Raw genomic sequence first — 24,917 nt, 5'->3', positions numbered from 1 at the left:
AAGGACAAATTATGGAAAATCAAAAAAATGAATTTGATGATATTATTTTAGAAAAAAGTAATAAAAGTGAAAAAGTAAAAAAAATTCTTTTACGAGTTATTGCTTTAGTTATTTTGTTTTTAGCTATCATGATAGTTATGAAGCTTATTAATGGTAGCGGTGATGAAAATGCGCAAAATCAAAGTGTATTGCCAAGTGAACCTATAGCAACTCAAGACAATAACAATGATACTTCTTTTGAAAGTATGCCAATTACAGATAATACTTCAGCAGAAGATCAATTTGAGGCATTAAGAAAACAATTCCAAGATGAACAAAATACAACTCAAAATACAACAACCTCTAGTTCAAATAACAATGATACTACAAATTTTGCTATGCCTGATCAAGAAGTTCCAGCAGAACCAACAGCAACTACTTCAGAAAATACCACTCCGCAAGTAAGTGCTCCCAAACAAGAAGTAAAACAAACTGCAAAACCTAAAGAAGAAGCAAAAAAACAAACAGCTGTAAAAAAAGAAAAAGAAAGCGCAAAACAAACCTCTAAAAAAGAACAAAATGCAAATGATTTGTTTAAAAATGTTGATGCTAAACCTGTGCATCCAAGTGGTTTAGCATCGGGCATTTATGTGCAAATTTTCTCAGTAAGTAATTTAGATCAAAAATCAAAAGAACTTGCTTCTGTAAAGCAAAAAGGTTATGATTATAAACTTTATAAAACTACAGTTGGAGGTAAAGAAATTACCAAGGTTTTAATAGGACCATTTGAAAAGGCAGATATTGCAGCAGAACTTGCTAAAATCCGTAAGGATATTGCAAAAGATGCTTTTTCTTTCACTTTAAAATGAAATTTTTAGCAGTTATAGGCGATCCTATTTCTCACTCTAAATCGCCTAGAATGCATAATAATGCTATTAATGCCTTAGGGCTTGATAGCATTTATACACGCTATCATTTAAGAAATGCTAACTGTTTAAGAGAAGATTTTTTTAAATTAGGACTTAGTGGAGCTAATATTACTTTGCCTTTTAAGGAAAAAGCTTTAGATATTGCTGATGTGAAGGATGATTTTGCTAGAAATATTGGCTCTGCAAATACTTTATGCTTAAAAGAAGATAAAATTTACGCTTATAATACTGATGCTTTAGGTTTTTTAGAAGCTATTAAGGATTTTGATAATATAAAAAAAGCTTTGATTTTGGGTGCCGGTGGTACAGCTTTGGCGCTTGCTTACGCTTTAAAACAAAAAGGTGTAGAAGTGTATGTAGCTAATCGTAGCAAAGAAAGATTTAAAGATTTCTTAGCTTATCCAACTTATCTTTATAAAAACTTGCAAGATTTTGACTTTGATTTGGTTGTAAATTCAACTTCTGCTGGATTAAAAGATGAAAATTTACCTTGTGATAGAAAGCTTTTGGATAGAATTTTACCTAAAGCTAAATTTGCTTTTGAAGTAATTTATGGCAGAGAAACACCTTTTTATGGATTATGTAAAGAGTATCATTTAAAAATTAAAGATGGACTTGATATGCTTTTATGGCAAGGAGTTTTTGCTTTTGAACTTTTTTTTGAAATACGAGATAAAAGAGAGATGATAAAAAATGCAATGCAACAGGCATTGATTTTAAAGTAGAATGATAGTTATTTTTTTGCATAAGAAAAACTTATTTTTTGTGTGAGAAAGTTTAATTTTCCCACAAGTTTTATCATTCAAATATTTCTACTCCATCTTGATTTTTACTTTGATTATTTTGATTTGTTGAAGATGGATTTGTAGGAATATTTTGTGTAGGCGTGTTTTCAATTGTATTATTTTGATTAGAATTTGTTTGAGGCAAGCTTTCTTCAAAGGTAGCATCGCCATCAAAACTATTAAAACCACTGTTTGTATTAGGTATAGTTTTGCCTATGTCTGTTGCTTTTGGTAGATTGTTATAAAGTGTATTTAATGTATTTTTATAAAAAGCTAAAAAACTTTTATCAATTTCAAAAGCAGGTTGCTCTAAACCTTTATTGAGTTGAGTTGGTACGGTGGAGATAGTAGTTTTAAACATATTAACCCCATCATCATTTTTAATAGGATAGTTAAGCGCAACTAAAGAATCTAGTTTAGTGCTACTTGAAAGATTGGTTGAATTTTGTGGATTGTGTGCATCTATAAAATCTATTTTACCTTTAAAATTTATACCTAAATTGGATTTTACATAATCTCCACTCATAAAATTGCTTGTTTTTTGTGCATTTTTTTCTTCCGTATAAATACTGATTGAACTTTTAAGAGTGTAGTCTGGATTAGTAGTAACTATTTTATAGCCTTTTAGTTGAGCGATGGTTTTGATCTGCTCTTCTAAATTTCGTTTTAAAAGATCAATTTCTTTTTCTATGCGAATTTTAAGCACTGAATTTTCAAAATAATCAGAATAATTGTTATTTTGTTCTATATTAATAGGCTCAAGAGCAATGCTTACTCCAGAATCAATAGGTTCAACCTTTGTTGGAACTTGGGGTTTAAAATTTGGCATAGAAACATTGACAAAATTACTGCTTGTACCCCCACAAGCTGCTAAAATTAACATACTACTAGCAAGCAAAATATACTTTTTCATTTTTTACCTTTATTTAATGTGTTTGTGTTAATTATAGCAAGTTAAAGTTTTTTTGTTATATTTTTATAAAAGAAAATTAGGAAAGATATATGGAATTTTGGCAGCATATTTATTCAAATTTTAATGTTATAGCTTTTAGCATCTTTGGTTTAAAGGTGCATTGGTATGGCATTATGTATGTTATAGCTTTGCTTTTGGCTTTGCTTTTGGCTAAATTTTTTTTAAGAAAATTTCAACTAGACATTAATGAAAAACATTTGGATAGTTATTTTATATGGGTTGAAATAGGGGTTATTTTAGGTGCAAGGCTTGGATATATTTTGATTTATGATGCAAATACTATGTATTATATTACTCATCCTTGGCAAATTTTTAATCCTTATATTAATGGTGAATTTGTAGGTATTCGAGGTATGAGTTATCATGGAGCAATTATAGGATTTTTGATAGCTACTTTATTGTTTTGTAAAAAATATAAAACAAATCCTTGGATTTTTCTTGATTTGGTTGCTTTAAGTGTTCCATTGGCTTATGTTTTTGGTCGTATAGGAAATTTTTTAAATCAAGAGCTTTTTGGTCGCATTACAAATGTGCCTTGGGGAATTTATGTTGATGGAGTATTGCGCCATCCATCGCAACTTTATGAAGCATTTTTAGAAGGTATTGTTGTTTTTATTATAGTTTATTTAGCAAGATTTAAGCAAAGCTTTCAAGGGGAATTGATTCTTGTGTATGCTGGTGCTTATTCATTGGCAAGATTTATATGTGAATTTTATCGCGAGCCTGATTTTGGTATAGGTTTTGTTTTATGGGGTATGAGTATGGGACAAATTTTAAGTTTTATAATGTTTATAACAGCTTTGTTAGTTTATATTTGTATAAAGTTTAAAAAAGTAAATATTTAATCTATCTTAAAGACTTTTGTAATATAATGAAATGGATTTTTTTAATTTCTTTTTACAAAGGAGTAAAGATGCGTGAGCTTATCGAAGGTTATTTGGGTAAGAGCATTGAGGGCAAAAAAAGTAAAATGCCTGCGAAATTAGACTTTATCCAAAGTGCTTCAGGGCTTTTTTTAGGTCTTTTTATGTGGGTGCATATGCTTTTTGTTTCTACAATTTTAGTCAGTGAGGATTTTTTTAATTCTGTGGTGCATTTTTTAGAATTAAAATTTGTTTACGATAATCCTGTTATGAGTTATCTTACTTCATTTTTAGCCGCCTGTGTTTTAGTGGTTTTTTTCGTTCATGCTTTACTTGCAATGAGAAAATTTCCTATTAATTACCGTCAATATCAAATACTAAGAACACACAGTAAAAAAATGAATCACAGCGATACTTCGTTATGGTGGGTTCAAGCTTTTACAGGTTTTATTATGTTTTTCTTAGGTTCTGCTCATCTTATTTTTATTGTAACCAATGCAGATAAAATCAGCGGCGATATGTCAGGAGATAGGGTTGTAAGTCATTTTATGTGGCTTTTTTATGCTGTTCTTTTAGTCTGTGTTGAACTTCATGGAAGTATAGGGCTTTATAGACTTTGTGTTAAATGGGGTTGGTTTGAAGGAAAAAATGTAAAAGAAAGTCGTAAAAAGCTTAAAACTGCTAAATGGATAATCAGTATTTTCTTCCTAGTTTTAGGTGCGTTAAGTCTTGCAGCATTTATAAAAATAGGTTATGAAAACTACCAAAATCAAACCCAAACTACTGCGATGATAAAAAACTACAATGGAGCAAATTATGAATATACAATATAGTGATGCTTTAGTAATAGGCGGAGGATTAGCAGGTCTTAGAGCGGCTATTGAAGTAGCAAAGAGTGGCCAAAGTGTAACACTTTTAAGTATTTGTCCAGTGAAGCGTTCTCACTCTGCAGCGGTGCAAGGAGGTATGCAGGCAAGTTTAGCAAATGGGGCAAAAGGTGAGGGTGATAATGAAGATCTTCACTTCGCAGATACAGTAAAAGGAAGTGATTGGGGCTGTGATCAAGAAGTAGCAAGAATGTTTGCTCAAACTGCACCAAAAGCAGTGCGTGAACTTGCGGCTTGGGGTGTGCCTTGGACTAGAGTTACTAAAGGTCCAAGAACTGTTGTAATCAATGCACAAAAAACTGTGATTGAAGAAAAAGAAGAAGCGCACGGGCTTATTAATGCTAGAGATTTTGGTGGAACTAAAAAATGGAGAACTTGCTATATCGCAGATGCAACAGGGCATTGTATGCTTTATGGTGTAGCAAATGAAGCCATTAAGCACCAAGTAAAGATCATCGATAGAATGGAAGCGGTAAGAATCATCCATGATGGTAAAAAATGCTTAGGTGTAATTGCTAGAGATTTAACTAATGGACAACTCATTGCTTATATTGCAAGAGGAACCATGATAGCAACAGGGGGCTATGGTAGAATTTATAAACAAACTACAAATGCGGTAATTTGCGAAGGAACGGGTGCAGCCATCGCTCTTGAAACAGGGCTTTGCAGACTTTCAAATATGGAAGCAGTGCAATTTCATCCAACTCCTATTGTACCAAGCGGTATTTTGCTTACTGAAGGTTGTCGTGGTGATGGTGGAATTTTACGCGATGTGGATGGATATCGTTTTATGCCTGATTATGAACCAGAGAAAAAAGAACTTGCAAGCCGTGATGTGGTAAGTCGTAGAATGATGGAACATATTCGTAAAGGCAAAGGTGTAAAAAGCCCTTATGGGGATCATTTATGGCTTGATATTTCTATATTGGGTCGTGCTCATGTGGAAAAAAATCTCCGCGATGTACAAGATATTTGCAAAACTTTCAATGGTATTGATCCAGCAGATGAAGGTCCAAAAGGTTGGGCGCCAGTTCTTCCAATGCAGCATTATTCTATGGGTGGAATTAGAACTAAACCAACAGGTGAAAGTCAATGGCTAGAAGGACTTTTTGCTTGTGGAGAAGCAGCTTGCTGGGATATGCACGGATTTAATCGTTTAGGTGGAAATTCATGTGCTGAAACTGTTGTAGCAGGTATGATAGTGGGAGATTATTTTGCAGATTATTGCAAAAATAATGGTGAAGTAATTGACACAAATGTAGTAAAAGACTTCTTAACTAAAGAGTATCAATATTTAAAATCTTTAGTAGATAAAGAAGGTAAATATAATGTTTTTGAAATCAAAAACAGAATGAAAGAAATCATGTGGGATAAGGTGGCCATCTTTAGAACAGGTGAAGGTTTGAAAGAAGCAGTAGATGAACTTGAAAAACTTTATAAAGATTCTCAAGACGTTAAAGTACATTGTAAAGAACTTGATTGTGCAAATCCAGAGCTTGAAGAAGCGTATAGAGTGCCAAGAATGTTAAAAATAGCACTTTGCGTAGCTTATGGAGCGCTTTTAAGAACAGAAAGTCGCGGGGCGCATTATAGGGAAGATTATCCAAAAAGAGATGATTTAAATTGGATGAAAAGAACCAATACTTTTTGGGTAGAAGGCGAAACCTTACCACGCATAGAATACGAAGAGCTTGATATTATGAAAATGGAAATTCCACCAGCATTCCGTGGATATGGAGCTAAAGGAAATATTATAGAAAATCCTTTAAGTGAAAAACGCCAAGCTGAAGTGGATGCTATCCGTGAAAAAATGGAAGCTGAAGGTAAAGGTCGTTATGAAATTCAAAACGCTTTAATGCCTTATGAATTGCAAGCTAAATATAAAGCACCAAACCAAAGAATAGGAGTTGATTATGAGTAGAAAATTGACAATAAAGGCATTTAAATACAATCCTTTAAGCAAAATTTCTAAACCACATTTTGTGACTTATGAGCTTGAAGAAACTCCTTTTATGACGGTTTTTGTATGTTTGACTTTGATCCGTGAAAAAATGGATGCAGATCTGAGTTTTGACTTTGTTTGTCGTGCAGGGATTTGCGGATCTTGTGCAATGATGATTAATGGAGTGCCAAAACTTGCTTGTAAAACTTTGACTAAAGATTATCCTGATGGAGTGATAGAGCTTATGCCTATGCCTGCATTTAGACATATTAAAGATTTAAGCGTGAATACAGGCGAGTGGTTTGAAGACATGTGTAAACGTGTTGAAAGCTGGGTGCATAATGAAAAAGAAACTGATATTTCTAAACTTGAAGAACGTATTGAGCCAGAGGTTGCGGATGAAACTTTTGAACTTGATCGTTGTATAGAGTGTGGAATTTGTGTAGCTTCTTGTGCAACTAAACTTATGCGTCCAAATTTCATAGCTGCTACAGGACTTTTAAGAACAGCTAGATATTTACAAGATCCGCATGACCATAGAAGTGTGGAAGATTTTTATGAATTAGTGGGCGATGATGATGGTGTTTTTGGTTGTATGTCATTGCTTGCTTGTGAAGATAATTGCCCTAAAGAATTACCTTTGCAAAGTAAAATTGCTTACATGAGAAGACAACTTGTCGCTCAAAGAAATAAATAAATCTTTCCCCTTTTTAAGGGGAAGATTATGAAAGAATTATTCCAAAAAATTTGGCAAAATGAACTCCAATTTTTAAATTTTGATGCTAAATTTCAAGATAAAAACAAACTTGATACGGCCGAGTGTGCGATTATTTTAAGTGTCAATAAAGACAATTATGAAAGATATTTTCTCTTAAAAGAATTTCAAGAGCTTTGCAAAAAAATTGATTTAAGAGTGGATATTTTTAGTATACAAAATGCTCAAATTTGTATTTTAAATCTTTTTAAATCAGGTTTTGTTCCAAAGCAAGATTTACTTAAGGCTCTAAAAATTTTAGAAAAAATTTCGAAAAATACCGAAATATTTGATTTTATTTCACAAGAAAAAGTTCAAAGTATAGATCAAAAAGCTTTATTTCAAAATGATTTTAAAGAATTAAACACCATTAATTTAGAGCTTCAAAAGCTAAGTTTTGATGAAAATTTAAAATCAAGACTTCAAAAAACTTTGGAAAAATTTCAAAATTTAGAGTTTAATATAGCCATCACTGGCGTGATGAATGCAGGAAAATCAAGTCTTTTAAATGCTCTTTTAAAAGAAGATTTTTTAGGGGTTTCAAACATACCTGAAACAGCTAATTTAACAGTATTAAGCTATGGTAAGAGTGAAGAAGCAAAGATATATTTTTGGGATAAAAAAGAATGGCAAAATATACTTGAAAGTTCGCACTTTAATGCAGATTTAAAAGAATTTATTGACAAGCTGGATAAGAGTGTAAATATAGAGGATTTTATCAAAGATAAACCTTTAATACAAAATATCGCACTTTGTGAGCTTAAAAATTTCAGTTCAGCTAAAAATAAAATTTCAGCTTTAATTAAAAAAATAGAAATTAAAAGTCATTTAGCTTTTTTAAAAAATAATATTTCCATAGTTGATACTCCAGGACTTGATGATGTTGTAGTTCAAAGAGAAATTGTTACAAATGAGTATCTTAAAGAAAGTGATTTTTTAATTCATTTAATGAATGCTTCTCAAAGCTTAACTCAAAAAGATGCAGACTTTTTGGTGCATTGTCTTTTAAACTCAAGGCTGAGTAAGTTTTTAATTGTTTTAACTAAAGCGGATTTGTTAAGCAAAAAGGATTTAGAAGAAGTCATTGTTTATACCAAGGAAAGCTTAAAATCAAGACTTGTGGATTTAGATGAAAATTTAGTGGAAAAGATTGATTTTTTATGTGTGAGCGCTAAAATGGCAAGTGATTTTTATAAAGGTTTAGCATCTAATGAAAGCTTGCAAAAAAGTGGTATGCAAGAAGTTGAAAACTATCTTTTTAACGAGCTTTATGCAGGAGAAAAAAGTAAGATTGCCTTAAGAGCTTACAAAAAAGAATTGCATTTAGAGCTTAAAAATATTCTAAGCGAATATGAAATGCAAAATCGTCTTATTAAGGAGAATAAACAAGGTGTAAGTGAAGAAAATCAAAAGCTTTTACTTGAACTTCAAAAGCAAAACACCTTATTAAAAGAAGCACAAGATGAAATTTCAAATTCCGTTGCAAAACTTAAAAATATAGATAGTGGCATAGATAATCTTGTTTTACTTTTGGCTAAAAAATTAAAAGAACGTTTGATAGATGAGTTTAAATATTTGAAAAATAATGCACAAAAGCTTAATCTTTCTCGTATTTTAAATATAGTTGATATTACCACAAAAGATGGGATTAATGATATTTTAAGAGAAATTAAATTTGAAAATATTAAAAAAATCGAGGAGCTTAAAACAAATTTATCTTTAAAATATGATTTTTTAAAAGATGATTTTGACAATGGTTTTGAAGGTTTTAAAGATGGAATTTCAAAAAATATAGATAGTATTTTTCAAAGCGAAAAATTTGCACTTTTAAGATTGAAAATTGAAAAATTAAGCAATCTAAAATCAGATTTATATGAGCTTGAAACGAATTTAGATGCGGTTATTTTTGATACTTTTAAAGAATTTAAAATGAGCGAAATTTTAAACTCTTTAAATATCAATGGAGTATTTTTTGAGTTTTTAAATGATAAATTAAAACATTATGAAAAAAATCAAAAATCAAAATTAGAAAGTCTTGAAAAAGTTTTACAGAGTCTGAAAAATCAAGATGCTAATATTTTAAATTCTTTTGAAGAAAATTTAGAAAAAATTGAAAAATTAAAACAACTTGAAATGGGGCTTTTAAATGCAGATTAATCTTTTAAATGATTTTATAAAAGCCTATGAAAATACTTATAGTGTGAGTTTTGATGATAGTTTTAAAGGGCGTATTCAAGAGCTTTGCAAGGAACTTAACGAGCCTTTTATGCACGCAAGTTATGCTTTAGAAAATGAATTAAAAGAGCTTGTGTTTTCTTTGGATAAGAATGTTAATATCGCTATTATAGGGCAGTTTTCAAGTGGTAAATCAAGTTTGCTAAATTTGATCTTAGGGCGTAATTGTTTGCCTACGGGTGTTGTTCCTGTTACTTTTAAACCTACTTTTTTACGCTATGCAAAAGAATATTTTTTAAGAGTAGAATTTGAAGATGGAAGTGATATTATCACAAATATAGAAAAATTAGCCTTTTATACGGATCAAAGAAATGAAGTAAAACAAGCAAAAAGTTTGCATATTTTTGCACCCATTCCTTTACTTGAAAAAATCACTCTTGTAGATACTCCAGGTTTAAATGCAAATGAAAATGATACTTTAACAACTCTTGATGAGCTTAAAAATATTCATGGGGCGATTTGGTTAAGTTTAATTGATAATACAGGTAAAAAAAGTGAAGAAGATGCCATAAAAGCAAATTTAGAACTTTTAGGAGAAAATAGCATTTGTGTATTAAATCAAAAAGATAAATTAAGCACAGAAGAACTAGATAATGTTTTGAATTATGCAAAAAGTGTGTTTTTAAAATATTTTAATGAGCTTATTGCTATTTCTTGCAAAGAAGCTAAAGATGAGCAAAGCTATGAAAAATCTAATTTTCAATCTCTGCTTGATTTTTTAACTCAGCTAGATACAACAGCTTTAAAAGAAAAATTTGTTAAAAGAAAAATTTTAAATTTATGCGAAATTTTAGAAGATGAAAATCAACTTTTTGTAGGTATTTTTGATCGTTTATTAAATCAATTTCAAAGTTATGAAAAGCATTTACTTTTAGCGTATGAAAATTTTTTAAAAGAGATTGAAATTTTAAATCATCAGATTTTAGAACAGCTTAAAAGCATTAGCGAAAGAATTTCTAGTGAAATTTTTGCAAGTGTTAAGGAAAAAGATGCTTATTTTTACAAAGAAAGCAAAGGATTTTTAAAGAAAGATTTATACACAAGATATGATTATAAAGCGCCTTATATTTCAAGCGATGATGCTTTTTTGGCGATGTTTTATAATAGTGATGTGATGAGTAAAGAGTTTAAAAAAATCAAAAATGAACTTTATAAATCTTTTGAAGAAATCAAGATGAAATTAAAAGACTTTATAAACATACTTGAGAGAGAAATTTTGCTTTTTAAAGCAGAATTTTCAAATATACAAAAAGATCACATTTTCCAAAGTGATAAAAATTTTAGTGAATTAAGAGCTTTTTGCAATGCAAGTGATGAGTACTTTTTGAAAGATTTTAAGGAGCTTTTATTTAAAAGTATTTTAGAGCTTGATTTATTTTTTGAAAAATTAAATCTTAAGGCTTTTACAAATTATGAAAATGCTACGAAACTAAGCCTTGCATTTTTTAGTCGTAAAATCAATGAAAGTCGTGTTCTTTATGAGCTTGATAGTTCTGAATTCGTACTTTTTTATCCTAAAAAAAGCGAAATTTATGAAAGAGTTTTAAATGAATTAAATGTTTATGAGTTTGAAACTTTGCTTATTAATAAGCCTATTTTGACAAAAATTGCAAAAAATTTTTTAGAACAAAGTCAAAATTTAATCCAAGAAAAAAATAAATTTTTAGATCTTAAAAAAGCAGAACTTCAAAAAAGAAGAGCACAGATTTTAAATGTTAGAGAAAGTATAAAGGAAGATTAATGAGAATATTTTTAACTTTATTTTTATTTTTTAATTCATTATTTGCATTAAGTGAACTAGAAGAGGGTTTAAAACTTTACGAGGCAAATAAATTTGATAAAGCTTATGAAATTTTTAAAAGTCTTTGTGAAAAAGATATTTCTAAAGCTTGTTTTTCTTTAGCTTTTATGCATGAAAGTGCTAGGGGTGTGAGTAAGGATTTAAATCAAGCTTATAAATTTTATGATAAAGCTTGTAAATTGGGTTTAGCAAATGCGTGTTCTAATATGGCTTTGCTTTTGCAAAATCAAGGTTATAAAAATGAAGCTCTTTTGGCTTTTAATAAAGCTTGCACTTTAGGAGAATCGTTAAGTTGTAATAATATAGCTTTATTTTATGAAAAAGAAAAAGATGGACAAATGGCCTCAAGTTTTTATAAAAGATCTTGTGACTTAAAAAATGCAAGAGCTTGTTATCAGTTAGGATCTTTATATGATAAAGGAGAGCTTGTTAAAGCAAGTGTAAAATCTGCTCTTGCTTTTTATTCTAAATCTTGCACTTTAGGTTTTGGTGAGGCTTGTTATTTGCTAGGACGCTATAATCAACTAGAAAAACAAGATCTAACAAAGGCAAAAAGATATTTTGGTATGGCTTGTGATCAAAAACATCAAGAAGCTTGTGCAGCTTATAAAGAACTTAATTCTAAAGATATAGAGCTTTATTAAAAGTTCTATTTTCATTACTTTCAAAGATATACTTAAATAAAATTAAGAATAACACAAAATTTATCGCTTTTTAAAGTTAAATTTATATTAATAGGACTAATATAGTCTTGTTTAAATTATTATCAAGGAGAAGTAATGCAAGACAATATTATTGATCGCAGAAGCTTTTTTAAACTAGGGCTTCTAGGTGGTTCTGTAGTAGCAGCTAGCACTATAGGTGGCGGTGCTGTTTTAAAGGCAGCAGAACTTACGCATTCGCATCAAGCTTCACAAGGGAAATCAAATAAAGTTAGAGGTAGAATGTTTTTTCAAACTCAAACTGAATTTGATACCTTAAGTGCAGCCTGTGAAAGAATTTATCCTAAAGATGAGCAAGGAGAAGGAGCTATAGGTTTAGGCGTGCCTTATTTTATCGATAATCAGCTAGCTAGTGCTTATGGTTATAATGATAGAGAATATATGCAAGGGCCTTTCATGGAGGGCAAAGCCGAACAAGGCTATCAAACTCCTATGCAACGCAAAGATATTTTTTTAGAAGGTGTGCATGCTCTTGAAGAAAATGCTCAAAAGCGTTATAAAAAATCTTTTTCTTTGCTTAAAGGTGGAGATCAGGATAAAATTTTAAGCGATTTTAAAAAAGGAAAAATTCAAACTACAGGTTTTAAATCTTCTTATTTTTTCACACTTTTAAGAGATATGACAGTAGCTGGAGTTTTAGCTGATCCAATTTATGGCGGAAATGATAATAAAAATGGTTGGAGAATGATGCAATATCCAGGCGCACAAATGAGCTATGTGGATAAAATTGCAAGTGATGAATTTTTTAACATTGAACCTATGGGTTTAGCAGATATGGAGAGTTAAAATGGCTGAAGTATTAAAAAAAGTAGATGTGGTAACAGTTGGAGCAGGATGGACTGGAGGTATAGTGGCTGCAGAGCTTACTAAAGCAGGTTTGAATGTACTTAGTTTAGAACGCGGACATATGCAAAGTACTGAAAATTTTAATTTTATCCATGATGAGTGGAGATACGGGATTAATTATGGTTTGATGCAAGATTGCTCAAAAGACACTGTGACTTTTCGCCATGATCCTAGTGGTTTAGCCTTGCCTTATCGTAAAATGGGTTCGTTTTTATTGGGTAATAATGTTGGCGGTGCAGGGGTGCATTGGAATGGTTGGACTTTTAGGTTTATGCCTTATGACTTTGAAATTCAAACCCTAAGCAAACAAAGATATGGTAATAAATTAGGTAATGATTATACCTTGCAAGATTGGGGTGTGACTTATAAGGATATGGAGCCTTATTATGATAGATTTGAAAAAACCTGCGGGGTATCAGGTGAACCAAATCCTTTAGCGGAAAAAATGGGAGCTTTTAGATCTAGTCCTTATCCACAAGAACCTCTTGAAAATACTAAAATGCTTAAACGATTTGAAAGTGCAGCAAAAAGTTCAAATTTACACACTTATCGTTTGCCAGCTTCAAATTCTAAAGGTGGCTATACAAACCCTGATGGTCAAGATTTAGCTCCTTGTCAATACTGTGCGTATTGTGAGCGTTTTGGTTGTGAGTATGGCGCAAAAGCAAGTCCTTTAAACACAGTAATTCCAAAGGCTATGAGCACAGGTAAATACACCATACGCACTTATAGCAATGTAACGCAAATTCTTAAAAAAGACGGAAAAGTAACAGGGGTAAAATTTGTCGATACTAGAACGATGAAAGAGTATATCCAGCCTGCTGATATAGTTGTACTTACAAGTTATATGTTTAACAATGCTAAGCTTTTAATGGTAAGTAACATAGGCGAGCAATACGATCCAAAAACAGGTAAAGGAACTTTAGGTAGAAATTATTGTTATCAAATGAACATGGGCACAACAGCTTTCTTTGATGAGCAATTTAACACCTTCATGGGTTCAGGTGCTTTAGGAACTACGAGTGATGATTTTAACGGAGATAATTTTGATCATTCTAAGGAAAAATTCCTTCATGGAGCTATGATTTATAGCGTTCAGCTTGGAACTCGCCCTATACAATCAGCCCCACTTCCAGCAGGAGCTCCAACTTGGGGTGCCGAATTTAAAAAAGCATTAAACTATAATTTCACAAGAGCTATTACCGTAGGAGGGCAAGGTGCTTCTTTGCCTCATAAGAATAATTATTTAAGTCTTGATCCAACTTATAAAGATGCTTTTGGTATGCCACTTTTACGCTTAACTTATAATTTCACCGATCAAGATAGAGCTTTACATAAATTTATCACAGATAAAACAGCTGAGGTAGCAAAAAGAATGCAAGGAGTAAAATCAATCAAAAAAGGTGCTTATCTTAAGGATTATAGCGTTGTGCCTTATCAATCTACTCATAACACAGGTGGAACAACCATGGGCGCAGATAGAGAAACTAGTGTGGTTAATACTTATTTACAACACTGGGATGCGGATAATCTTTTTGTTGTAGGAGCAGGAAATTTCCAACACAATAGTGGATATAATCCAACTGATACTGTGGGAGCTTTGGCTTATCGCTGTGCTGAAGGTATTTTAAAATATCATAAAAGTGGAAAAAGCTTAGCTTGATAATAACTTGAGAGTTTTTGAAAACTCTCAAGATTATAAATTTTTAATTTTCTTCCGATATAGTATATAATATCAAGGAAGGCAAAAATGATTAATGGTATAAATTCTTATTCAAACTACAATTACACAAAAAGGCAAATGTAGTCTGCTCTTGGAGGGTGGTATGCAAGATGATTACTTTAAGTTTTTTTAATAGATATTTTGGAAATAATCCCCTGCAGACACTTACTAAAATTAGAGATGAAAGTATTGAAAATGCAAAAATTTAAATTATAAAAAGGATAAAAAATGTTAAATATTTTACATGCAAATTCAAGTCATCGTTTCCATAAATGTATGCCTAAGGAAGTTCATCAAATATATGATACTTTAAAGCTTATGGAACAGCAAGAAGATACAAAAAAAGTAGAAGCCAAAAAAGAAGAGCAAAGTAATTCTACAAATACAGATAAAGCAGATAATAAAAAAGATAAATTTTTAGACATGTCCGTTTAGTTTTAAAACAAAGCTTTATTTATAAGGAAGATTGGCATAATTTTTTTTATTTAAATTAAGAATTTTAAGATGCGATATTGAATTTAATGTCGTTATTTTGTGAGTTTTGTTGATAAGTTCTAGCGACAAAATTTTTAAAGTCTTTATCAAAATTTGAATTTTTATCGTTGTTTTTTGAATCTTTATCTGTTTTTTCTAAGCTATTTTCTGAATTTTTGTCATCTTTTTCTTTATTTTCTTCTTCTTTTTCTTTGGCTTCTTCGGCTTTAAGTTTCATTGCTTCAGCTCTTGCTTCAAATTCCATTTTTGTAGCATTTGCTGCAACTTTATAGTCTTGTGGGCTAGGATCAGCAGGAGCCATAGCTGCTGCTGCGATTTGTCTTGCATTGGCTATAGTTTCTTCTGGTGTGTTTCCTTTTTGCATGCTGATAGGAACTTCGCCCGCTGTAGCATACATTTGATTATCAGGGCCTCTTGTGTAAGTAAAACTTGCAGCACCTGCTAAGCCGCCACCCGCTGCTTGATGTGCAGCTTCATGAGCCTTTACATTTCTATCGATACTTTGGAGTTCGCGAACTTGAGCTACTTCTTTTTGGCTTAGCTCTACGCCATTAACCATTTGGGTTTGTTCGCCATTTTTTTCTTTATCATCTTTATTTTCACTAAGATTTTTTTCATCTTTTTGAGTGGAATCAGATTGATTTGTTTTATCAAAAGAAGGTTTGCTAGAGTAGTAATCATAAGAGTTATAACTTGAACTAATTTGCATTTATCCTCCTTTTTGTTTTTTAAATTTTAGGAATTTTAACGCATTTTGACTTAAAAATTTGATAAATTTTGTAAAATAATCATAAATACAATTTCAAAGGAATGTAATGATTTATGAAAATGATTTGATTTATATAGAGAAAGAGGAGGCTCAAGTGCCTTGGCTTAAAATTTTTACTAAAGAAAATTATAAAGAATTTAGCGATTGTCCTTTAGAGTTGCAAAAGGAACTTTTTGAAAAAATTTTACTTTGTGAAAAGGCTATGATAGAATTTTACAAACCTGAAAAAATCAATATCGCCTCTTTTGCAAATTATGTGCCAAGGGTGCATTTTCATGTTATGGCAAGATTTAAAGAAGATGCGTTTTTTCCAGAGTGTATGTGGGGAAAACAGCAAAGAGAAGCAATAAAGCTTGATTTGCCTAAATTTGAAGAATTTGTAAAATTTTTAAATAGTAAAATTTTTTAATTTTTATTAATGATTTGTTATGTTTTATCTAATAAAATTTTTATATTGAAAATTACTATAAAAAAGGAAAAAAATGAAAAAAGTTTTATTAAGTTCATTGGTTGCGGTGTCTTTGTTAAGCACAGGTTTGTTTGCTAAAGAATATACTTTAGATAAAGCACATACAGATGTAGGTTTTAAAATCAAACATTTACAAATTAGCAATGTAAAAGGAAATTTCAAAGATTATTCTGCGGTGATTGATTTTGACCCTGCGAGTGCTGAATTTAAAAAGCTTGATGCAACTATAAAAATCGCATCTGTAAATACAGAAAATCAAACAAGAGATAATCACTTACAGCAAGATGATTTTTTCAAAGCAAAAAAATATCCTGATATGACTTTTACAATGAAAAAATATGAAAAAATCGATAATGAAAAAGGTAAAATGACAGGAACTTTAACTATAGCTGGAGTTTCTAAAGATATCGTTTTAGATACTGAAATCGGCGGTGTAGCTAAAGGCAAAGATGGAAAAGAAAAAATAGGCTTTTCTTTAAATGGAAAAATCAAACGCTCTGATTTTAAATTTGCGACAAGTACTTCAACTATTACTTTAAGTGATGATATTAATTTAAATATCGAAGTTGAAGCAAACGAAAAATAATTTTTTAGTCTAAGAGTCTTGCTCTTAGACTTTGTAAATTTTTATCCAAATTTTCTTCACTTTCTTGCCAAATTAATTTAAAATCTGGTTTAAAATTTTCATTTTCTAAATTAAATTCCGTGTTTTTCAAGGTGGATTCTAAAAAAGCAAGATGATTTAAAGCTTGATTTTTATCATTAAAAATTAAAATAAAATCATTGTCTACGATGAAAATTTTTGCTCTAAAGCGTTTTAAAATTTTTGCAATTTGTTTTAAGATGAGTTTGGCATAGCTTTCTTTAGTATCTTTTAGTTCATTAAAATGAAGCAAGGCAATGATATAGTTGTTTTTTCCCTTTGTAAAGCGTGTAAGGCTTTTTTCATTAGGTAGTTTTGTTAAGATGTCAAAAAAAGCCAATTTATAAGCGTGATTTAAAAGATAAAAACAAAAAACTAAACTTGCAAATTCAAAATACCTTATTCCTGCTCCTTCTTGGAATAAAAACTGAAAATATGCAGCAAAAAATGCGATAATAAGATAATATTCTTTAGTTTTAAAAGTTTTGATAAAAATGAGTATTAAGCCGACTAAAAAAAATAAAAATCCTAATTCACTCACAGGCTTAAAAAAATCTAATGCAATAAAATGAAATTCTAAACCAGCGCTATTAAAAGTAGTATTTCTAGGTAAAATGATGCTTAAAACGCCTATAAAAATAAGGGTTGTAATTGAAGCGATATTTTTTTTACTTAAAATTAAAGCATGGTGTTTTCCAAGGCAAAATAGAGTAAAAATCATAGGTAAAAACAAAGCCACAAATAAATTAGCTTGAAAAAAACTTGTATAAAAATAAGGCAACTTAGCTCCTAATAGCACTAAAGTTAAAAAGAAAATTCTTGAATTTTTAAAGTAAAAGGATAATACAAGTGCTGAAATTTCAAAAATAAAACTCAATGATATTAAAAAATCTAATAAAAACATTTCAAATCCTTGATTTTAATAAAAGTGATAATTGTATAGAAAAAAGCTTAAAAGTGGACTTTATTTAAATTTAGCAATCTCATCTTGTATAGTTTGTTCTATATGAAGTAATTCTTCATGAGTTTTTTTACTATTTTCTAAAAGTTCATCAAATTTAAAGCCAAGCATAACAATACGATATAAATTGGGTTTATATTTTCTCCAATTATATAAAGTGCTAACATCAATCTCTAGTTCATATGCCATATCACGCTTGCTCTTTTTTGTCATTTTTTACCTTAAAAATTTAGCCTTTAAAAAATTTTACATTAAAATTTCTTTATTAAAAACACTTGAAATATTCAATCTTTTATATAAAATATATTTAATATTTCAATATTAATTAAGTTATAGTATGGAATAATTCGAGATATTTTTTAATTTTCAAGGAGTAGTTATGGATTTCAATTCGGTTCTTTTCAGCATTGGCGATAAATTGCCAAAAGATGCAACATCTACCGTGATGCTAAAAGAGAAATTTGATCGCTTAAATGAGGATAAACAAAAAGAAGTAGTAGCACAGCTTCCAATGATAAAGCTAAAAAGTCCCGCTCTAGTATTTTGGGTAGGGACTTTTTTATTTGGTGCTTTTGGAGTGGGTCGTTTTATGATAGGAGATTGGGTTTTAGGGCTTATACGCTTGGGAATTACAATTGTAGCTATGTTTTGCGGTATTTTAATGATTACATATAGTGCTTTAGGGATAATATATGGTTTGTTGTGGCTTGTTAATTGGATTTGGTGGATTGTAGATATGTTTTTAGTGGGTAAAAAATTAAGAAAACAAAATTTTGAAAAGATTGCAAATATTATACAATAATTTCGAGTTTTTATGAAAAATAATCAAAAATAAGTTTGCAAAATATTTTTATCAAGTTTTTAGTAAATTTTGTTTTTGTGGCAAGTGAGGTTTAGAATTCTTAAGCAATAAAGAAAATTGCTTTTAAATATTTTGTCTGTTGTTCTAAATATTGCACAGGTTTTTTTAGAGATTACAAGTAAAATGGTGAACTTGGTACAGATGAAGAGAAACTAAAATATTATTTAGGTGAACAAAAAAGGAGGAAATTAATGAAATGTTTTAATGCGAAATTTATGTTTGTTGGAATTTTGGCAGTATTTTTGAGTGCTTGTGGTAGCGGTATTCCAAAATGTAGTGATCAAGATGTACAAAATGTTTTAACTGAGATTATTTTAGAACACAATTTTGGTAGATTTTCTGAGGTTGATCGTAAAAAGTTGAAATTTACTTATAGCGGTTTTATGAGCGATTTAACCGATAAGGAAAGTAAAACACAGTATTGTAAAGCTCAAGTAAAAGCAAATGGAAGTATTGATTCTCGCCCTTACAAATGGGATGCTTGGATCGAGTATTTTGCTAGATATACTGATGATGGTATGGTATATGTAGAAATTACCAGATAACTTTTTAAGGCAAAAATGCCTTAAAAAGTTAATTTTGAGGAGACTGGATATGGACTATAATGTTTTTCTTTTAAATATACAAGATAAAATAAATCAAGAAGATTTTTTCAATTTAAAGCTTAAGTTTGAACAATTACAAAATAAAAAAGAAGCTTTATCAAATTTGGTATTTTTAAGACTTCAAGATCCTATAAAACCTCTAATTATGAGTATGATATGTGGTTTTTTAAGTTTAGGTTGGTTGGCAATCGATAGATTTATGATAAAAGACTATGCATTAGGAATATTGCGTATAATATTATCTTTATTTCCTTGTGTGTTATTTTTGATACTAGGAATTAGCTATGAAAATGATTCTAACTTGGATATTTCTGAAATTTTTTTCGGGTTGTTTGGAATTTTTCTATTATTGGGCATTATTTGGTGGGGAGTAGATTTATTTTTAGTCTATAAAAAAATTAAAAAACAAAATTATAATAAAATTATAGAATTTATTTTTAACTATCAAAAAATTTAATTTTAAAATTAAAAATTCAAGCCTTTTTCGCTACAATTTCTTAAAAATTTTTATAAGTAAAAAATTTAAGGAAAATCATGGTTGAAGTAAAAAATCTTACTATGCGTTTTGCAAATCAGCTTTTATTTGAAAATGTTAATTTAAAACTTGTTCGAGGACAAAGATACGGACTTATCGGTGCTAATGGTGCGGGAAAATCGACTTTTTTGAAAATTCTTTCAGGAGAAATTGAGTCGAGTAGTGGTGAAATAGTATTTGATGAAGGTTTAAAAATCGCAGTTTTAGGACAGGATCAATTTGCCTTTGAAAACTACACCATCAAAGATGCGGTGATGTGTGCAAATAAGCGTTTATATGAGGCTTTAAAAGAAAAAGAAAAGCTTTATATGAGCGAGGAATTTACAGATGAGATCAATGAGCGTTTAGGTGAGCTTGAGATAATAACGGCTGAAGAAGATCCAAATTATGATTGTGAAACGCGTTGTGAAAAAATTTTAAGTTCTTTAAAGATTAAAGATTTTGATGCTTTGATGAGCACCTTGCAAAGTGCGGATAAATTTAAAGTCTTACTAGCTCAAGTTTTATTTTTGGGTGCTGATGTGCTTTTTTTAGATGAGCCTACAAATAACCTTGATTTAGAGGCGATTTCTTGGCTTGAAAATGAGCTTTTAAGACATGAAGGAACTTTAGTTGTCATCTCTCATGATAGGCATTTTTTAAATAAAATTTGTACAAGAATTTTGGATGTGGATTTTAAACAAATTCGTGATTTTGCGGGAAATTACGATGATTGGTATATGGCTTCAACGCTTTTGGCAAAACAAGTTGAGCTTAAACGCGATAAAACCTTAAAAGAAAGAGAAGAATTAGAAAATTTTATTCGCCGTTTTAGTGCAAATGCTTCTAAGGCAAAACAAGCCACAAGCCGTGCTAAGGCACTTGAAAAACTAGAGCTTGAAGAGATTAAAATTTCAAGCCGTAGAGATCCTAGTATAGTTTTTAGAACCAATCGTGAAATAGGTAATGAAGTTTTAGAATTTAAAGGTATAGGCAAGGCTTATGATAAACAACTATTTTCAAATTTGGAGCTAAAAATAGAAAAAAATGATAAAATCGCTTTGATCGGGGCAAATGGTGTGGGCAAAAGTACTTTGGCAAAAATCATTGCCCATGCTATAAGTCCAGATAGTGGATCTATACATCTTGGGGCAACTATAGAGCTTGGATATTTTCCTCAAGATACAAGTAATTTAATTTGTGAAAATTTGAAACTTTACGAATGGCTTATGAGTGAAAAATTTAAAGATCTAGATGAAATCCGTAAGTGTTTAGGTAGAATGCTTTTTAGTGGCAGTGATCAAGAAAAGATGGCAGCAAGTTTAAGTGGGGGTGAAAAACACCGTTTAATGCTTTCTCGTTTAATGCTAGAGCGTCCAAATTTCTTGCTTTTAGATGAGCCTGATAACCATTTAGATCTTGAAAGTATTATTGCACTAGGTGAAGCTTTGTATAATTTCAAAGGTGTAGTGCTTTGTATCAGCCACGATAGGGAGTTAGTTTCTGCTTTTGCTAATAGAATTTGGCATTTAGAAAATGGTAAGCTTACAGATTTTCATGGAACTTATCAAGAATTTTTAGGAGAAAATGATGGCTAAATTTAGAATTCAATACAGCGCAGGTTTTGGGCACTATACGCAAAATCACAAGGGTTTTGGGCCTACGATTTATATAGAAGAAGTGGTAGAGTTTGATAATGGCAAGGATTATTTTGATTATATAGATTTTTATAAAACTTATTCAAAGAGCGATGATACTTATTTTCATATTAGTTTTTTAGAAGATAGACCTCTAAGCGATAAAGAAATCACGATTCGCAATGAATACCGCAAAATGCGTGATGAAAACTGTAAAAAAGCCAAGGAAGAATTTATAGCCAATAATGAGCTTGATGTGGAGCATTTACCTACTCATCATGATTGAAAAACATTAATTTTTGCATAAAAAAGGAACACTTTTTGCTTGTATAGTTTTTGCATATTTTGAAAGGAGAAAACTATGCAGGTAAATTATAGAACGATCAGCTCGTATGAATACGATGCTATTAGTGGTCAGTATAAACAGGTGGATAAACAGGTTGAAGATTATTCTTCATCTGGAAATTCTGATTTTATGGATATATTAAATAAGGCGGATGAGAAGTCAAGCGGAGATGCTTTAAATTCTAGCAATAGTTTTCAAAGCAATGCGCAAAACTCAAATTCAAATTTAAGTAATTATGCTCAAATGTCAAATGTTTACGCTTATCGTTTTAGACAAAATGAAGGCGAGTTGTCTATGAGAGCTCAAAGTGCTAGCGTTCACAATGATCTTACACAACAAGGTGCAAATGAACAAAGTAAGAATAATACTTTGTTAAATGATTTATTGAACGCAATTTAATCAAAAGCTCCATTTTGGAGCTTTTGTATTTACTTGCAAGAATTTATAATTTCTCTATTTCAAAAGGTGCAAAATTTTTACAAAAAATTTCAAATTCTTGCTCCTCTTTTTCATTTAATTTGATATGTAATATAGCTTTGCAATCCTTAAAATCTTTTGTGAAATTAAAAGAATAAGTTTTTAAAAAATGTTCAAAACGATTTAAATTTTTTAAATCAATAGCAATGGTTATATTTTTTTTCAATTCGAATGAAAGTAAAGAAGAATTATTAATCACGGCATTTGCCGCATCACTATAGGCTCTTACAAGTCCCCCTGTACCAAGTTTTATACCGCCAAAATATCTTACAGTGATTAAAGCCGCATTGATAAGATCATAGCCCCTTAGAACATTTAAAGTTGGCATTCCAGAAGTTCCTTTAGGCTCTCCATCATCGCTTTTATCTTCTACAATTTGATTAAAATCATTTAAAACACGATAAGCATAGACAAAATGAACAGCTTTTGGATGCTCTTTTTTTAGCGTTTCTATTAAAAATTTAAAATCTTTAAAAGGGCAAAGAAAAGATAAGAAAATAGATTTTTTAATATCGATTTGTGTTTGAAAAATTTGATCAATAGTTTGCATTTTTGCCTTTTTTGTTTAAAATTATACTTATAAAAACTAAAATCAATTTGATGTTAATTTTTAAGATATTTGATATTTATATGATTTGCATTGATATTTTAAGTTTAATTTTGTAAAATTTTCATTATGGAAAAAATCAAAAATTATAAACTTATCATCATTTTACTTAGTCTTGATTTGTTGGCTTTGCTTTATGGAATTTCAACACTGAGTATTAGTGCTGATGAAGCTGATATTTATTTTGGTGAGCAGGGTAAATCACTTATTTTTTCCCATAGTTTGCTTTATTATATATCTCATTTTGGAACTTTTATTTTTGGGCAAAATGATTTTGGTTTAAGGCTTCCTTTTTTATTTTTTCATTTTTTAAGTTGTTTGCTTTTGTATTTGCTAGCTTTAAAATATACTAAAACTAAAATTGATGCTTTTTTTTCTTTATTGTTATTTGTTTTATTGCCGGGTACTGTTGCAAGTGCTTTGCTGGTTAATGCCGCATCTTTGGTGATTTTTTTAACCCTTGCTATATTATGTGCTTACGAATATGAAAAAAAATGGCTTTTTTATATATTATTGATTATAGTATTATTTGTTGATAAATCTTTTAATATTTTATTTTTAACTTTTTTCTTTTTTGGGATTTATAAAAGAAATGCTATTTTATTTACCTTATCTCTTGTTTTGTTTGGAGCGAGTATTAGTTTTTATGGTTTTGATACAGGTGGTCGTCCAAGAGGTTATTTTTTAGATACTTTAGGAATTTTTGCTGCATGTTTTTCTCCTTTGGTTTTTGTGTATTTTTTTTATACTATTTATCGTTTGACTTTTCAGAAATATAAAAATTTATTATGGTTTTTAATGAGCGTAACATTTGTATTTTGTTTGTTGCTTTCTTTAAGACAAAAACTTTTTTTAGATGATTTTTTGCCTTTTTGTGTTATTTGTACCCCTTTACTTATAAAAACTTTAATGCAAAGTTATAGGGTGAGATTACCAGTTTTTCGATTAAGGTATAAAATCTTTATAGAATGTTCTATAATTTTTTTGATATTTTGTTACTTTTTAATCGTCGCTAATCAATTATTGTATTATTTTATAAACAATCCAAATCGCCATTTTGCCAATAATTATCATTTTGCTAAAGAATTGGCGCTAGTATTAAAAAAACAAGATGTTTTAGAGCTTGCAACAGCCCCAAGTTTGCAAAAAAGATTGCGATTTTATGGAATAAAAAATAGCAATAAGTTTTATTTAAAAGCTTTAAAACAAGCCGATAAGCATGATATGGACAAAAAAATTGTTAAAGTAAAACTTGGAAAATATGAAAAAGTATATCAGATTTTAAACTATGATTAAAGCTTTCAGTTTGTTGGAATTTGTGTTTATAATTCTCATTTTAGGTATAGTTTTTAATTTAGGCAGTCTTTACTTAAAAAAAGACAATCTACTAGAAGGTGCAATACAAATTCTTAATGATATCCAATATACCCAAAGTTTAGCCATGATGCAAGAAGGCATAAGAGTTGATGAGCTGGCTATCGCAAAAAGAGAGTGGTTTAAAAGTAAATGGCAGATTTATTTTATAAAATCAGCTGCCACAGGTTATGATCAAACATATACTATTTTCTTGGATAAAAATGGCGATGGAAATGCTAATTTAGGTAAAACTGAAATCAATATAGATAGAGAAATTGCTGTTGATGTAATCAATCATAACAAATTAATGAATTCAGGTCAAAGTGGAGTTATTAGTAAAGATGATGAAAAAACTACACAAAGATTTAATCTTACAAAAAGATTCGGAATAGAAAAGGTTGAATTCAAAGGATCTTGTTCAGGATTTACTAGATTAGTATTTGATGAAATGGGCAGAGTGTATTCTCCGTTAAAAAATGCCAATTATGCATATGAAAAAACTTTAGCAAAGAATAATTCAGATTGCATTATACGTTTGTTATCAAAAAAGCATGCTCTTTGTATCGTTATAGATACGCTTAGCGGTTATGCTTATATTCCAGATTTTAAAACACTTAAAAGTCAATTTGTTAATATAAAAAATAAAAATTACGAGTGCTCTAAAATATAACCCCCATTTTTCAACCCACCAAATACTTATATAAATACTTACACAAATATTTATATTATTTAATCCT

General features: G+C 30.0%; 27 protein-coding genes and 1 pseudogene. 23 read left to right on the top strand and 5 right to left on the bottom strand.

The features are described 5' to 3' along the window. The first annotated feature begins 11 nt into the window (after nt 1–11). Together ELQ10_RS02240 and ELQ10_RS02235 are read left to right on the top strand one after the other, a co-directional pair. A complete protein-coding gene (locus tag ELQ10_RS02240) occupies nt 12–848 on the top strand; it encodes an SPOR domain-containing protein (protein WP_134250132.1) in 837 nt (278 codons plus the stop codon). Continuing rightward, a complete protein-coding gene (locus ELQ10_RS02235; RefSeq protein ID WP_134250131.1) occupies nt 845–1,633 on the top strand; it encodes a shikimate dehydrogenase in 789 nt (262 codons plus the stop codon). Before ELQ10_RS02240 ends, ELQ10_RS02235 begins: the two co-directional genes overlap by 4 nt. Nucleotides 1,634–1,706: 73 nt before the next feature. On the opposite strand, the gene ELQ10_RS02230 is transcribed toward ELQ10_RS02235, so the two are convergent. Further along, nucleotides 1,707–2,606, bottom strand: coding sequence for a membrane lipoprotein lipid attachment site-containing protein (locus tag ELQ10_RS02230; protein WP_002861157.1), 900 nt, complete (start codon nt 2,604–2,606; stop codon nt 1,707–1,709). A gap of 89 nt (nt 2,607–2,695) precedes the next feature. Between ELQ10_RS02230 and lgt the strand changes: the two genes are divergently transcribed. The 11 genes and pseudogenes from lgt to ELQ10_RS02175 all read left to right on the top strand — a co-directional run bounded on the left by lgt (nt 2,696) and on the right by ELQ10_RS02175 (nt 14,874). Then, nucleotides 2,696–3,511 carry a prolipoprotein diacylglyceryl transferase gene (lgt, locus tag ELQ10_RS02225; protein WP_134250130.1) on the top strand — a complete coding sequence of 272 codons (816 nt, stop codon included), beginning with the start codon at nt 2,696–2,698 and terminating at the stop codon, nt 3,509–3,511. 68 nt (nt 3,512–3,579) lie between these two features. Continuing rightward, nucleotides 3,580–4,362, top strand: coding sequence for a fumarate reductase cytochrome b subunit (locus ELQ10_RS02220; RefSeq protein ID WP_133401538.1), 783 nt, complete (start codon nt 3,580–3,582; stop codon nt 4,360–4,362). Next, nucleotides 4,346–6,337, top strand: a complete 1,992-nt coding sequence (locus ELQ10_RS02215) for a fumarate reductase flavoprotein subunit (protein WP_070304920.1) — start codon at nt 4,346–4,348, stop codon at nt 6,335–6,337. Before ELQ10_RS02220 ends, ELQ10_RS02215 begins: the two co-directional genes overlap by 17 nt. Continuing rightward, a complete protein-coding gene (locus ELQ10_RS02210; RefSeq protein WP_002854302.1) occupies nt 6,330–7,055 on the top strand; it encodes a fumarate reductase iron-sulfur subunit in 726 nt (241 codons plus the stop codon). Before ELQ10_RS02215 ends, ELQ10_RS02210 begins: the two co-directional genes overlap by 8 nt. Nucleotides 7,056–7,082: 27 nt before the next feature. Beyond that, complete coding sequence (locus ELQ10_RS02205) at nt 7,083–9,269, top strand: dynamin family protein (RefSeq protein WP_134250129.1); 2,187 nt, start codon at nt 7,083–7,085, stop codon at nt 9,267–9,269. Continuing rightward, nucleotides 9,259–11,088 carry a dynamin family protein gene (locus tag ELQ10_RS02200; RefSeq protein ID WP_134250128.1) on the top strand — a complete coding sequence of 610 codons (1,830 nt, stop codon included), beginning with the start codon at nt 9,259–9,261 and terminating at the stop codon, nt 11,086–11,088. The genes ELQ10_RS02205 and ELQ10_RS02200 overlap by 11 nt, the downstream gene beginning before the upstream one ends. Then, nucleotides 11,088–11,792, top strand: a complete 705-nt coding sequence (locus ELQ10_RS02195) for a tetratricopeptide repeat protein (protein ID WP_044778528.1) — start codon at nt 11,088–11,090, stop codon at nt 11,790–11,792. Before ELQ10_RS02200 ends, ELQ10_RS02195 begins: the two co-directional genes overlap by 1 nt. 135 nt (nt 11,793–11,927) lie before the next feature. Further along, complete coding sequence (locus tag ELQ10_RS02190) at nt 11,928–12,656, top strand: gluconate 2-dehydrogenase subunit 3 family protein (RefSeq protein ID WP_134250127.1); 729 nt, start codon at nt 11,928–11,930, stop codon at nt 12,654–12,656. 1 nt (nt 12,657) lies between these two features. Beyond that, nucleotides 12,658–14,379 carry a GMC family oxidoreductase gene (locus ELQ10_RS02185; RefSeq protein WP_002865876.1) on the top strand — a complete coding sequence of 574 codons (1,722 nt, stop codon included), beginning with the start codon at nt 12,658–12,660 and terminating at the stop codon, nt 14,377–14,379. A 170-nt stretch (nt 14,380–14,549) separates the two neighbouring features. Next, nucleotides 14,550–14,636 (top strand): annotated as a pseudogene (locus ELQ10_RS08615) (hypothetical protein); the annotation flags it as partial. A 31-nt stretch (nt 14,637–14,667) separates the two neighbouring features. Beyond that, nucleotides 14,668–14,874, top strand: coding sequence for a hypothetical protein (locus ELQ10_RS02175; protein ID WP_002866324.1), 207 nt, complete (start codon nt 14,668–14,670; stop codon nt 14,872–14,874). Between the two features lie 64 nt (nt 14,875–14,938). Here ELQ10_RS02175 and ELQ10_RS02170 read toward each other — a convergent pair whose 3' ends face one another. Next, a complete protein-coding gene (locus tag ELQ10_RS02170; RefSeq protein WP_002861166.1) occupies nt 14,939–15,643 on the bottom strand; it encodes a putative metalloprotease CJM1_0395 family protein in 705 nt (234 codons plus the stop codon). A gap of 106 nt (nt 15,644–15,749) precedes the next feature. Here ELQ10_RS02170 and ELQ10_RS02165 point away from each other — a divergent pair, with 106 nt between their 5' ends. Both ELQ10_RS02165 and ELQ10_RS02160 read left to right on the top strand, forming a co-directional pair. Next, the gene (locus ELQ10_RS02165) at nt 15,750–16,112 is read left to right on the top strand and encodes an HIT family protein (protein WP_002933160.1); all 363 of its coding nucleotides are present in this window, start codon (nt 15,750–15,752) and stop codon (nt 16,110–16,112) included. 73 nt (nt 16,113–16,185) lie between these two features. Further along, complete coding sequence (locus ELQ10_RS02160) at nt 16,186–16,758, top strand: YceI family protein (RefSeq protein ID WP_002870418.1); 573 nt, start codon at nt 16,186–16,188, stop codon at nt 16,756–16,758. Between the two features lie 4 nt (nt 16,759–16,762). On the opposite strand, the gene ELQ10_RS02155 is transcribed toward ELQ10_RS02160, so the two are convergent. Further along, nucleotides 16,763–17,719: a hypothetical protein gene (locus ELQ10_RS02155; protein WP_070316760.1), complete on the bottom strand. Its 957-nt coding sequence runs from the start codon at nt 17,717–17,719 to the stop codon at nt 16,763–16,765. A 60-nt stretch (nt 17,720–17,779) separates the two neighbouring features. Then, on the bottom strand, nt 17,780–17,989 hold the full coding sequence (locus ELQ10_RS02150; protein ID WP_134250126.1) for a transcriptional regulator: 210 nt from the start codon (nt 17,987–17,989) through the stop codon (nt 17,780–17,782). 166 nt (nt 17,990–18,155) lie between these two features. Here ELQ10_RS02150 and ELQ10_RS02145 point away from each other — a divergent pair, with 166 nt between their 5' ends. The 6 genes from ELQ10_RS02145 (at nt 18,156) to ELQ10_RS02120 (ending at nt 22,139) form a co-directional block, all read left to right on the top strand. Continuing rightward, nucleotides 18,156–18,578 carry a hypothetical protein gene (locus ELQ10_RS02145; protein WP_002778403.1) on the top strand — a complete coding sequence of 141 codons (423 nt, stop codon included), beginning with the start codon at nt 18,156–18,158 and terminating at the stop codon, nt 18,576–18,578. A 251-nt stretch (nt 18,579–18,829) separates the two neighbouring features. After that, nucleotides 18,830–19,183: a hypothetical protein gene (locus ELQ10_RS02140; protein WP_134250125.1), complete on the top strand. Its 354-nt coding sequence runs from the start codon at nt 18,830–18,832 to the stop codon at nt 19,181–19,183. A 49-nt stretch (nt 19,184–19,232) separates the two neighbouring features. After that, a complete protein-coding gene (locus ELQ10_RS02135) occupies nt 19,233–19,700 on the top strand; it encodes a hypothetical protein (protein WP_002866020.1) in 468 nt (155 codons plus the stop codon). 77 nt (nt 19,701–19,777) lie between these two features. Next, a complete protein-coding gene (locus ELQ10_RS02130; protein WP_133401532.1) occupies nt 19,778–21,355 on the top strand; it encodes an ABC-F family ATP-binding cassette domain-containing protein in 1,578 nt (525 codons plus the stop codon). Then, on the top strand, nt 21,345–21,680 hold the full coding sequence (locus ELQ10_RS02125; RefSeq protein ID WP_002859498.1) for a hypothetical protein: 336 nt from the start codon (nt 21,345–21,347) through the stop codon (nt 21,678–21,680). The genes ELQ10_RS02130 and ELQ10_RS02125 overlap by 11 nt, the downstream gene beginning before the upstream one ends. A gap of 75 nt (nt 21,681–21,755) precedes the next feature. Continuing rightward, nucleotides 21,756–22,139 (top strand): hypothetical protein, encoded by a 384-nt coding sequence (locus ELQ10_RS02120; RefSeq protein ID WP_002895392.1) that lies wholly within the window; start codon nt 21,756–21,758, stop codon nt 22,137–22,139. 43 nt (nt 22,140–22,182) lie between these two features. On the opposite strand, the gene ELQ10_RS02115 is transcribed toward ELQ10_RS02120, so the two are convergent. Further along, nucleotides 22,183–22,767: a YigZ family protein gene (locus ELQ10_RS02115; RefSeq protein ID WP_002881678.1), complete on the bottom strand. Its 585-nt coding sequence runs from the start codon at nt 22,765–22,767 to the stop codon at nt 22,183–22,185. 126 nt (nt 22,768–22,893) lie between these two features. Here ELQ10_RS02115 and ELQ10_RS02110 point away from each other — a divergent pair, with 126 nt between their 5' ends. Both ELQ10_RS02110 and ELQ10_RS02105 read left to right on the top strand, forming a co-directional pair. Next, nucleotides 22,894–24,120 (top strand): hypothetical protein, encoded by a 1,227-nt coding sequence (locus ELQ10_RS02110; protein ID WP_134250124.1) that lies wholly within the window; start codon nt 22,894–22,896, stop codon nt 24,118–24,120. Beyond that, entirely contained in the window at nt 24,113–24,850 is a 738-nt protein-coding gene (locus ELQ10_RS02105; protein WP_002933178.1) for a hypothetical protein, read from the top strand. The genes ELQ10_RS02110 and ELQ10_RS02105 overlap by 8 nt, the downstream gene beginning before the upstream one ends. Nucleotides 24,851–24,917: the final 67 nt, after the last annotated feature.

Origin of the sequence: Campylobacter sp. US42a (genome assembly GCF_004379055.1) — a bacterium.
Classification (GTDB): domain Bacteria; phylum Campylobacterota; class Campylobacteria; order Campylobacterales; family Campylobacteraceae; genus Campylobacter_D; species Campylobacter_D jejuni.
The sequence above is the reverse complement of the archived record's forward strand: the minus strand, read 5'-3'. Positions and strand labels throughout refer to the sequence as shown.